Below are 9,485 nucleotides of genomic sequence, written 5' to 3'. Positions count from 1 at the left end.
CCCCGGCAGCACCCCGGCAGCGGCTGGCAGCCACTGCCGGCGGAGCGTAGGCGTAAAAATACCGCCCTTAGGCGGTTGTCGTATTCGTTTAATCACATGGGTCTAGTCGGCGGCGCCTGAAGTCCCAGGCTTGGCGTTTTGAATTGAATTACTGGCACGCCAAGCCAATCATTGACCTCCATTAGCCGCTCCATCAATGGCTCAATTTCAGCCATAGTGAAGACGCCAAAGGCTTTCTCGATATCTCCGAAGCCACCACTATTGGAAGGAACCACACCTACCAGCTGGGGCGGTGTTCTATGCATAGCCAGTTGATCATCGCGCGTAATATTCTTGATGTTGAAGAACTCATCCTTTGCTGCTACTTCACTCACCGGGATGATCTGAATGCCATCCTTTTTGCCATTGGGGGAATACATGAAAAGGTTGCGGAAATTACCTGGCCCCTTCGCACTTTTGAGTGCTTCGCGTAGGGCATCTACATCGCCTTGGTTCTGGGCTGCGTCAGTCATGTAGAGGATGAAGCCAGCGTGGCTACCATTCCGATAGTACTTTCTCCGGAACAAAGTCGAATCCTCATTGAGCCACGCTGAGTTTAATGCAGGAATGTACTCAGGCACCCCGTATAGATCCTGGTTAATGTCAGGCTCCATCAAATGGAATATTGCCCCTTTTGCAAACTCAACCTCTTTGTTGTAACCCGGTACCCACCAATAGCGGTCTTTATCCTGGCCTCGACGCATATATTTCGACAATGGTGCCTCCAGCCTTAACAGATCACCCAGCCTGTTATCGAAACGCTGCAGATAAGAATTGCCGAAAATCATATAGTTGAGAACGTAAGTACTGAACTCCTGTTTACTAAGCCAGGGATTAGCCTGGAAGGCGCGAACCAATAGGTTTCGCTTCAACAGTAATGGGCTTGCATGATGCACACTGGAGCGGAAAGAACGTGCCAGCCCCTCAGGTGAAATTGGCGGCTCATACCATCTACTCATCGGTACGCACTCGATATAGTTCAAGATCTCGCGTTTATCGAGCATGGAAACCGGGTCGCGAAGGTAAATGCTTCGGCATGGGTTTGTATGGTGTCCGGGGTCTCACTCATTGGGATATCTCCATAAAACTACCTGCGTTAATGGCAGCGCCGTCCAGTGGCTCATTGGCAAGCGCATGCATAGTGGCCCAGGCGATATCAGCATGGCTGACTGCTTTGGAGCGGCCAGCGGTGTAAGTAACGCTTCTGCCACCTGGGGTGATGGTTTTCTTGATGGCAAGGAATGCCTGGGCTAGATCATTCATCCCGGCATCAAACTCCAGGCGCCCGTTGTTGATGACGTTCTGCGCCTTCATGACTAGAGCCCCCTTGACCTCCGGGTCATAGCGGAATGCTTTGACGTTGGGGTGGAATTTGGTCACAAGCTCATAAACCCCATAACCAATCCCTGTTGTATCGATGCCGATGTAGGTGACGTTGTAGGCCTCAGTGATTTTTTTGATAGCCTTGGACTGGGCCTCAAAATCCATGCCCTTCCACTGATGGCGTTCCAGTATTCTGAATTTACCCCCAGGAATTGATGGCGGGGCCAACACCACAATGCCGGCGCTGTCTCCTGAAAGTGCCGGATCGTACCCAATCCACACCTCTTGATAGGCCAAGGGGCGCAATGTAAAGGGCTTGTAATCCTCCCAGACCACCCAGCTATCAACCATGCACTTCTGCAAGGCAGTCATATCAAACACGCTTTCGCTGTCGTCAATGAACTTTCCGCCGAACAGGTTGAGGAAGTCTTCCGGGCTGTACTCCAGCATTAGCTGGTCTAGGTCGAACAGGTTGCAACCCGCCTTCAAGGCGTCGTGGATAGTGACAATCTGGCGCCACTGTCCATCTGGGCATCTCATACCCTTGGCAAGGGCTTCATGAGTTACCTCGAACTCGACCTTATCTGCCCCGCTGCGCCCATGGTTGAACAAGCTGCCATCCCAGAAAGGATAGGCCTGGTGGTTAAGAGATGATGGAGTGCTGAAATAAGTTTGGCGCCAGTGCTTGTGGGCGGCCATACCAGATGCTGTCTTGCGCAGCTCCTTGAAATTGTTGATCCAGAAGTACTCGTCCACATACAAATTGCCGTGGTAACTCTGCGCGGTTTTTGAGTTGGTACCAAGGAAATAAAGCGTGGCGCCATTAGGCAGCACAATAGGGTCGCCCTTGAGCTCGACATCAGCGAACTCCATAGCAAACTGGATGATGTACTGCTTGAATACGTGCGCCTGGGCTTTACTCGCTGACAGGAAAATCTGGTTACGGCCTGTGACCAAGGCATCGCAAAAGGCTTCTCGGGCAAAGTACCAGGTCGCCCCGATCTGGCGACTTTTAAGGATGTTCCGGATCCGCTCCTTTGAGCCGGCCCGGTACCATGTGCGCTGGTAATCAAAGAGATTGTCTTTAAAGCCCTTGATTAGTTGGGCTTCCTGCTCCTCAGTGATCGCGTTCTTTTCGGATTGCTTGCGCTTGCCCTTGGTCCTGGCCTCAACGTTAGGGTTGAGGTCAACTTCCTTGCCAGTCTTGTCGTGCTTCCGCACGCGGCTTGTACGCTCGAGCTGGCGACCAAGTAAATCGATTTCTTTGAAGTCTTTACCCTCCTTGTTGTCCTTGAGGGTTAACTCAATCAGGCGTGACTCAATGCTTAATTCGACACGATCCAGTGGAGTGGTTGCGTCCCAGTTATCCCTACGCTTCCAGCTGTGGATGGTCGCAGGTTTTTCTCCGAGCGTTTCGGCAATGCGCGCAACACGGTAGCCCTGCCAGTACATCAGCTTGGCTTGCTTACGTGGATCTATATCAGCGACCTGATTCATGGACGCAAGGTTACAAGCCCATATCCTTGCCTTCCCTTCCACTTTGTTCTGCGAGGCCTAACCAGAACAAGGCAGCGTTGCCCGAGTTTGGCTAAATCATGACCATGTGCTCATTCGCTACCCCGAACCATTGCACAGCATCTACTTACGAGGTCATCCATGCCAGTTACCAAAGCAGTCCGCATCGCACTTGAAGGTCAAACTACCGATGGCCGCACCATCAAGCGCGAAGAAATTGAACAGATGGGCAGCAACTACAACCCCGGCAAATATGGTGCGCGAATCTGGCTTGAACACATCCGTGGCATGCTGCCAGATAGCCAATTTCGCGCCTATGGTGACGTAGTCAGCACCTTCTCCAAGGAAGTCGACATGGATGGCCATAAAAAGCTTGGCCTTTTCGCTGTGCTTGATGTGACTGAAGACATGGTCGCCATTAATAAAGCACGTCAGAAGATTTTCACATCGATTGAGATCCAACCTAACTTTGCTGGTTCCGGCCAAGCCTATCTTGCCGGTTTAGGTGTCACAGATAGTCCTGCTTCCCTCGGTACCGAAGCCCTGAAGTTGTTTTCAAGCCGCAAGCTGGACCAAGCAAATCAATTCTCTGAAGCTCTGGAAACCACGATTGAGCTGGAGCAGGAACCCCAAGTCGAAAACTTGGGCACGAAACTCTTTGCCAGGGTTAAAGACCTGCTTGGTTTGAGTACCGCCAACACTAATTCCGAACTCAAGCACTTCAGTGATGCGGTCACTGCGATTGCCGAAAGCCAGAAAGACTTGCTCGACCGCAACTCAACTTTCAGCAAGACACTGGAAGCAACAGTTGCCTCCCTCAAAGGCGAAGTGCAAAGCATCACTGAGAAATTCAATTCATTGCATTCCAAACTGAGCAAAGAGGAAAGCCCGGAAAACACTCAGCGCCTCCCTGCAACCGGCAGCGTGGTCGGCGCCAAGACAGACTTCTAATCCTGCTCATCGAAAACATCTAGAGGAAGAAACATGCAAAACGAAACCCGAGTCCTGTTCAATGCTTATTTAGATCAAGTTGCTGAACTGAGTGGTGTTGCCAGCGCACTCCAAAAATTTGCCGTTGCCCCTTCAGTACAGCAAAAACTTGAAAACAAAGTACAAGAGAGCTCCGGCTTCCTGCAGAAGATCAACATTATTGGCGTAACTCAACAGCAGGGTGAAAAGCTGGGTCTCGGTGTGGGTAATCCAGTCGCAAGTACTACTAATACGGCAGCAACTGCTCGTACCACAACCGATGTGTCGGTTTTGGATAGCCAAGGGTATGTCTGCACACAGACCAACTCTGATACGCATATCCGATACGAATTGTTGGATGCCTGGGCAAAATATCAAGATTTCCAGATTCGCGTTCGTGACGCCATCATGAAGCGCCAAGCTCTAGATCGCATCATGATTGGCTTTAACGGCACCAGCCGCGCTGCAACTAGCAACAAGGCCGCAAATCCATTGCTGCAGGACGTCAACAAGGGATGGCTGCAAAAAATACGTGAGGCAGCCCCAGAACGTCGCCTTAATAATATTGATATTGGTGCGGCACAAGAATACAAGAATGTGGACGCCCTGGTTTATGACATGGTCAACAGCCTCATAGACCCCTGGTACCGTGAAGATTCTGGCCTGGTGGTTGTACTTGGCAGAGACCTGATGGCTGACAAGTACTTCCCATTGGTCAATTCTAACCAAGCTCCTTCTGAACAGCTCGCGACTGATGTGGTGATCAGTCAGAAACGGGTAGGCGGCCTGCCTGCGGCAACCGTTCCCTACTTCCCTGCAAATGCCCTGATGATTACCCGTTTGGATAATCTGAGCCTCTACTATCAGGATGGTGCTCGACGCCGCACCGTTGTCGATAATGCATCGCGCGATCGGATAGAAAACTTTGAGTCCAGCAACGACGCATATGTGGTCGAAGATTTCGGCATGACAGCTCTGGCTGAAAACCTCACCCTGGCATAAGGCAAAACATCATGCGAATGACACCAGCAGCCAGGCACTACCAGGAAACCCTTGCAGCACAGGCCATGCAGGCCACTGAGAACGGGGAACGCACTATTGAAAATGCCAGCGAATATGAGCGTATGCTCATTCAACTGGCTGAACACCGTCGCCAGCTCAAGGCCATTCAGTCACAAGAAGGCAAGGCCACACTCAAGGCAAGCCTGGTCGAGCACTATGCTGCCTGGACTGCTGGTGTTATCGCAGGTGATACAGGCGCCCAGGATGAGGTCCTGACCACCATTATGATCTGGCACATCGATGCTGGATCAACTGCCGCTGCTATCCCATTGATTGAGTATGCGATCAAACATGACTTGAAGCTGCCCGACAATTATCAGCGCAGCCTGGCCGTGGTGGTTGCAGAAGAAGCCGCCCTCGTTGAGCTGCGCACCGCTGGAAGCAAATTCATTGATATTGTCAGTTTGAATAAAATCAATGAATTAACGCTTAATCTTGATATGCCAGATCAAGTTAGAGCCAGACTGGTCAAGGCTATTGGCCTCGGCACCAAGGAAGAAGCTGACAAACAACTTGAGGTTCAGGACAAAAAGGTCTTGTTTGAGCTGGCCTTGAAACACCTCAACCGCGCGCTCGAGCTGGACACCAAGTCAGGGGTGAAAAAGGAAATCCAGAACCTCGAGCGCATCATTAAGAACATGGGCGCAATCAAGCCCTGATCGTGCGGACCCCGCAACTGATGGCGGAGGGTGAGCTGGGCACGTTTGCCTCCTTTCTCGCCCACCTCACCTTCCCCACCATCACACGGATACCAGAGACACCACTATGTCCTTTACCGCAACCGGCAGCATCGACACAGACGGCGCAGTCATTGCAGGCGATGGCTTTTTCCCGGAAATATCACCGACTGCTTGCCGTAAAAGCATGCGCATCGATGGCACGGTTACTCCCCAACGTCTGCGTGATGCCTTAATCGAGGCTATCGCTTCAGTACAAGCAGAGCTCTCCTCATGGGTTGCCGAGCAGATAGCAAATGGACATGCCACCCTGGATAACGTCCCAGCGCTTCAGGTCGACGGTAAATCAATTTTGACCCATCGGTATATCCGTGCTGTTTTCTGCCTGGCAGCGGCCAATTGCGCAGAACGCTACAAAGGATTTGATGCGACTGGCGCAGGCCAACAAAAGGCCGATAGCACGGTACCTACCATTGATGACTTGCTACGTGATGCTTCATGGGCAATGAGTGATATGCAGGGTAGGCGTCGCACCGTGGTGGAGCTGATCTGATGCAGGTCATGTCCAGACAGGGTGACAGCATCGATAGCATCTGCTGGCGTCACTACGGCAGAACTGAGGGCATGGTAGAGCAAGTACTGCTCGCCAATCAGGATCTGTCCCACATGAAGCCCATCCTGCCGCTGGGAACCATGATCGATTTACCTGAAGATGTAACCCAACCACAAAAACAAATGATTCAGCTTTGGGATTGATATGGACGTTTTTGATAAGGCCTCAGAAGTAGAGCTTCGCGACAGGCGGTTAGCGTTGCTGCAACGTAAGCCCACCCTACCCTACATCAACCAGTGCCATAACTGCGAAGAGACAGTGCCGGAAACTGCGCACTTCTGTGACGCCGATTGCCGCGATGACTACGAACGCAGAGAGAGAGCTAAAAAGTGATTGATCCCGTTTCCAACACTGGCGCCGCAGTCACCTTTGCCTCGCTTAGCGTGCTGACCATCGTTCCTGGCGTTGATGTATCCATGATCTTGGGCGCCTTCAGCGGCAGCGTGATCTTTGTCATTTCATCCAAGCATCTCACCAGCTTCGAGAAAATCACCTTATTGGTGGTTTCCTTTATTGGTGGGTGCCTTTCCACAGAACTAGCGACGGGCATCATCAAGCACTTCATCCTGCGCCAGGCATTTGAAGTCAGCAACGGCGTGGGGGCGCTGTTTGCAGGGGCTTTAATTGTGAAATTCCTGATGTGGGCAATTCAAACCGATACGGGCAAGCTCATCAAGGATCTGCTGCCCTGGAAAGGAAATGGAAACCGAGATGAACCCCCAGCTCATTGAGTTCAGTGTTGCCACCCTCATCAATGCAGGCATTTGCTTGGGCATTGCTTTCAGGCTGATCACCTTCGCTCGCGGAGACAAGGCCTACAGGCCGATTGCCTCTTTGATGGCCTATTTTTTAATCGTGGCCAGTGGGGCTATTGCCATTAAGAGCCTGTCAGGCCAGTACATCGCCACCTGGTTTGATGTGGTGTTGCATGGTGCCATCCTCCTCGCATTCATCGAGTCCAAGGGCAACTTGGTCGACATCTTCCGCACCGCCGAGGGCGAGCGGGCAATCTGCAAATGGTTAAGGAAAATCAGACATGGAAATACTCCGTCTCGGAAGCCGCGGTGACTTGGTCAAGCAGCTGGAACACCTGCTGGTCATTGAGGGCTATCCCCTCAAGCAAGATGCCCTTTTTGATCAAGAAACCGAAGGTGCTGTGCGCAACTACCAAACCCGCATGGGCCTGGTGGCCGATGGCCTGGCTGGACCCAAGACCATCTCGACTCTGCTTGCTCGCTCCAAAAATCCGAAATACCTGACAATGGCCGAGATTACGGCCGGGGCAAAACTCTTGGGGGTTGAGGTGGAAGCGATTCTTGCGATCAATGAGGTTGAGAGCCGAGGTGTTGGCTTTCTGCCTGATGGCCGCCCTGTCATCCTGTATGAGCGTCATATCATGTACAGACAATTGGCCGCTCGCGATTTCAACCTGATGCGATCGCCGGGGTAAATCTCATTGTAAGCTCACGCCCTGGCGGTTACATGGGCGGCAGCGCGGAATATATGCGCCTGGCCTCGGCCAAACTTGTTAATGAAGATGCCGCTCTTGAGTCATGCAGCTGGGGCTCATATCAGATCATGGGTTTCCATTGGAAAAAGCTGGGCTACACGAGTGTCCAGGACTTTGCTGCCAGAATGGGGGCCAGCGAGGATGAACAGTTTTTGGCCTTCACCCGCTTCATCAAGACTGATGCTGCATTGCTGAAAGCATTGAAGGCCAAGAGATGGGCAGACTTTGCGCGTATCTATAACGGGCCTAATTACGCCAGCAACCTCTATGACATCAAGCTTGAGCGCGCCCATGCTCGATACCAGTCTCACAACTTGAAAGCGGCAGCATGAGCCGGTTATACATAGCCGGCATAGTCCTGGCCGCCCTGAGTTTCACGGGCTTGTACATCCGCTCGCTGCAGTCTGAAAAAGACCTGCTACTGCTTGAGCGCGATGAAGCGCGAGTGACTTCAAATGCCATGCACAAGGGCTTGATAGCTCTGGACCAGATCCAGCAGCGCAACCAGGCAGCTCAAACCACCCTCCGCCAGCGGATATCGGCAGTCAACACCACCATGGCAAGCCGTGACCTGCGTATTCAACGACTAGAGGAAGAAAATGAAGAGCTTAAGCTGTGGAGCAATACTTCTTTGCCTGCTGACGTTGCTGGGTTGCAACAGCATCCAGACTTTACCGGTGCCGCAGATTATCAGGGATGGCTGTCCAGCCGTGACGCAATGCACCCTGCCAGCCAACAGCGCCTTAACCAACAAGGAACTACGCAAAGCCCTCGATAGCGCAGAACAGGCCTGGCACGATTGTGCTGTCCAGGTGGACATGGTCCACGCCTGCCAACAAAAATTACGCGTCCAAGATCATGCTCAAACCTCAGTCAATTAGAACCTTTTTGCAATCCAAGGTCCCGGCACTGAATCAAAGCCCGGATAACTTCTTGACGTTTATCGAGGGTGGCCAGCTCGTCGCAGCTCTGGGCGACAAGCCCTCCTTTGTTTATCACTACAAACTTACCCTGGCCATCCTAGATTTCAACCAGCATGCGGACAAGGTAATGATACCGCTCATTATCTGGATTAAGGATAACCAGCCCGAGCTGCTCAATGGCGAGGCGAACGGCCATATGACCTTCGAGGCTGAGATTCTTAACAATGACACGGCAGACATTACCATTTCCATCGACCTGACCGAGCGTGTACGGGTGGATATCGTCAATGATGAAATAATTGCGACCCATTGCCCCGAACCCAACCTGGCCGAGATAGTGGGGCCCACTAACTGGACCATGTACACAGGTGATGTCCAGGTTCAGGCTACGCAGTTAACCTGATGGATCCTATCGACCGTATTAGCGCCCCCTTCCAGGGTCTACTTGATAACCTCAGTCCGAAAGGACGGCGCGCGCTGGCGCGCGATATTGCACGACAGCTCAGAGCCAGCAATACAAAGCGGATTGCATCTCAGCAAAATCCGGATGGCACCCCCTTCGCCCCGCGTAAAACTCAAGCTCGTAGGCGCCGTGGCAGTATCAGGCGCACGATGTTCAGCAAGATGCGGACCGCACGTTTCTTGAAAATTGAAGCAACACCTGAAAGCGCGGCGGTTGTGATCTCTGGCCGGGCAGCACGTATTGCCCAGGTTCACCAGTTCGGCCTCCGCGATCGGGTTAATGCCAAACGAGGCCTGATCGTACAGTACGCACGTCGTGAGCTGCTTGGCTTCACAGAGCAGGATAAGCGCATTGTGGCTGACACCACCTTGAACCACCTCGCCAAATAGTC

14 protein-coding genes are annotated in these 9,485 nt (G+C 52.3%); 12 read left to right on the top strand and 2 right to left on the bottom strand.

What is annotated here, in order from left to right:
• Positions 1-92: 92 nt before the first annotated feature.
• Together JCM2850_RS19955 and JCM2850_RS15520 are read right to left on the bottom strand one after the other, a co-directional pair.
• Positions 93-1,067 carry a phage portal protein gene (locus JCM2850_RS19955; protein ID WP_267879311.1) on the bottom strand — a complete coding sequence of 325 codons (975 nt, stop codon included), beginning with the start codon at positions 1,065-1,067 and terminating at the stop codon, positions 93-95.
• A gap of 37 nt (positions 1,068-1,104) precedes the next feature.
• Positions 1,105-2,859 (bottom strand): terminase ATPase subunit family protein, encoded by a 1,755-nt coding sequence (locus tag JCM2850_RS15520; RefSeq protein WP_025873062.1) that lies wholly within the window; start codon positions 2,857-2,859, stop codon positions 1,105-1,107.
• Positions 2,860-3,018: 159 nt separating this feature from the next.
• On the opposite strand from JCM2850_RS15520, the gene JCM2850_RS15515 reads away from it, so the two are divergent.
• The 12 genes from JCM2850_RS15515 (at position 3,019) to JCM2850_RS15460 (ending at position 9,483) form a co-directional block, all read left to right on the top strand.
• On the top strand, positions 3,019-3,828 hold the full coding sequence (locus JCM2850_RS15515) for a GPO family capsid scaffolding protein (protein WP_025873061.1): 810 nt from the start codon (positions 3,019-3,021) through the stop codon (positions 3,826-3,828).
• A 33-nt stretch (positions 3,829-3,861) separates the two neighbouring features.
• Positions 3,862-4,848, top strand: coding sequence for a phage major capsid protein, P2 family (locus tag JCM2850_RS15510; RefSeq protein ID WP_025873060.1), 987 nt, complete (start codon positions 3,862-3,864; stop codon positions 4,846-4,848).
• Between the two features lie 122 nt (positions 4,849-4,970).
• The gene (gene gpM / locus JCM2850_RS15505; RefSeq protein WP_439645879.1) at positions 4,971-5,567 is read left to right on the top strand and encodes a phage terminase small subunit; all 597 of its coding nucleotides are present in this window, start codon (positions 4,971-4,973) and stop codon (positions 5,565-5,567) included.
• Between the two features lie 106 nt (positions 5,568-5,673).
• Positions 5,674-6,138 carry a head completion/stabilization protein gene (locus JCM2850_RS15500; RefSeq protein ID WP_025873058.1) on the top strand — a complete coding sequence of 155 codons (465 nt, stop codon included), beginning with the start codon at positions 5,674-5,676 and terminating at the stop codon, positions 6,136-6,138.
• Positions 6,138-6,341 (top strand): tail protein X, encoded by a 204-nt coding sequence (locus JCM2850_RS15495; RefSeq protein WP_025873057.1) that lies wholly within the window; start codon positions 6,138-6,140, stop codon positions 6,339-6,341. The genes JCM2850_RS15500 and JCM2850_RS15495 overlap by 1 nt, the downstream gene beginning before the upstream one ends.
• A gap of 186 nt (positions 6,342-6,527) precedes the next feature.
• Positions 6,528-6,929, top strand: coding sequence for a putative holin (locus JCM2850_RS15485; RefSeq protein ID WP_025873055.1), 402 nt, complete (start codon positions 6,528-6,530; stop codon positions 6,927-6,929).
• Positions 6,898-7,266 (top strand): phage holin family protein, encoded by a 369-nt coding sequence (locus tag JCM2850_RS15480; RefSeq protein ID WP_081775115.1) that lies wholly within the window; start codon positions 6,898-6,900, stop codon positions 7,264-7,266. Before JCM2850_RS15485 ends, JCM2850_RS15480 begins: the two co-directional genes overlap by 32 nt.
• The gene (locus tag JCM2850_RS23600) at positions 7,235-7,648 is read left to right on the top strand and encodes an N-acetylmuramidase domain-containing protein (protein ID WP_199898379.1); all 414 of its coding nucleotides are present in this window, start codon (positions 7,235-7,237) and stop codon (positions 7,646-7,648) included. The genes JCM2850_RS15480 and JCM2850_RS23600 overlap by 32 nt, the downstream gene beginning before the upstream one ends.
• A gap of 32 nt (positions 7,649-7,680) precedes the next feature.
• On the top strand, positions 7,681-8,040 hold the full coding sequence (locus tag JCM2850_RS23595) for an N-acetylmuramidase domain-containing protein (protein WP_199898378.1): 360 nt from the start codon (positions 7,681-7,683) through the stop codon (positions 8,038-8,040).
• A gap of 267 nt (positions 8,041-8,307) precedes the next feature.
• A complete protein-coding gene (lysC, locus tag JCM2850_RS24200; protein ID WP_369384951.1) occupies positions 8,308-8,589 on the top strand; it encodes an Rz1-like lysis system protein LysC in 282 nt (93 codons plus the stop codon).
• A complete protein-coding gene (locus JCM2850_RS19940; RefSeq protein WP_025873052.1) occupies positions 8,567-9,034 on the top strand; it encodes a phage tail protein in 468 nt (155 codons plus the stop codon). The genes lysC and JCM2850_RS19940 overlap by 23 nt, the downstream gene beginning before the upstream one ends.
• On the top strand, positions 9,034-9,483 hold the full coding sequence (locus tag JCM2850_RS15460) for a phage virion morphogenesis protein (RefSeq protein ID WP_025873051.1): 450 nt from the start codon (positions 9,034-9,036) through the stop codon (positions 9,481-9,483). The genes JCM2850_RS19940 and JCM2850_RS15460 overlap by 1 nt, the downstream gene beginning before the upstream one ends.
• The last annotated feature ends 2 nt before the right edge of the window (positions 9,484-9,485 follow it).

Source organism: Methylobacillus glycogenes JCM 2850 (assembly GCF_000617925.1).
Classification (GTDB): domain Bacteria; phylum Pseudomonadota; class Gammaproteobacteria; order Burkholderiales; family Methylophilaceae; genus Methylobacillus; species Methylobacillus glycogenes.
The sequence above is the reverse complement of the archived record's forward strand: the minus strand, read 5'-3'. Positions and strand labels throughout refer to the sequence as shown.

Coding starts and splice junctions, on each gene's coding strand:
- JCM2850_RS15515 (WP_025873061.1), top strand. CDS start 3,019: ATGCCAGTTACCAAAGCAGTCCGCATCGCACTTGAAGGTCAAACTACC.
- JCM2850_RS15480 (WP_081775115.1), top strand. CDS start 6,898: ATGGAAACCGAGATGAACCCCCAGCTCATTGAGTTCAGTGTTGCCACC.
- JCM2850_RS23595 (WP_199898378.1), top strand. CDS start 7,681: ATGGGCGGCAGCGCGGAATATATGCGCCTGGCCTCGGCCAAACTTGTT.
- gpM (WP_439645879.1), top strand. CDS start 4,971: ATGCTCATTCAACTGGCTGAACACCGTCGCCAGCTCAAGGCCATTCAG.
- JCM2850_RS23600 (WP_199898379.1), top strand. CDS start 7,235: ATGGAAATACTCCGTCTCGGAAGCCGCGGTGACTTGGTCAAGCAGCTG.
- JCM2850_RS15510 (WP_025873060.1), top strand. CDS start 3,862: ATGCAAAACGAAACCCGAGTCCTGTTCAATGCTTATTTAGATCAAGTT.
- JCM2850_RS15495 (WP_025873057.1), top strand. CDS start 6,138: ATGCAGGTCATGTCCAGACAGGGTGACAGCATCGATAGCATCTGCTGG.
- lysC (WP_369384951.1), top strand. CDS start 8,308: ATGAAGAGCTTAAGCTGTGGAGCAATACTTCTTTGCCTGCTGACGTTG.
- JCM2850_RS15460 (WP_025873051.1), top strand. CDS start 9,034: ATGGATCCTATCGACCGTATTAGCGCCCCCTTCCAGGGTCTACTTGAT.
- JCM2850_RS15520 (WP_025873062.1), bottom strand. CDS start 2,859: ATGAATCAGGTCGCTGATATAGATCCACGTAAGCAAGCCAAGCTGATG.
- JCM2850_RS19940 (WP_025873052.1), top strand. CDS start 8,567: ATGCTCAAACCTCAGTCAATTAGAACCTTTTTGCAATCCAAGGTCCCG.
- JCM2850_RS15500 (WP_025873058.1), top strand. CDS start 5,674: ATGTCCTTTACCGCAACCGGCAGCATCGACACAGACGGCGCAGTCATT.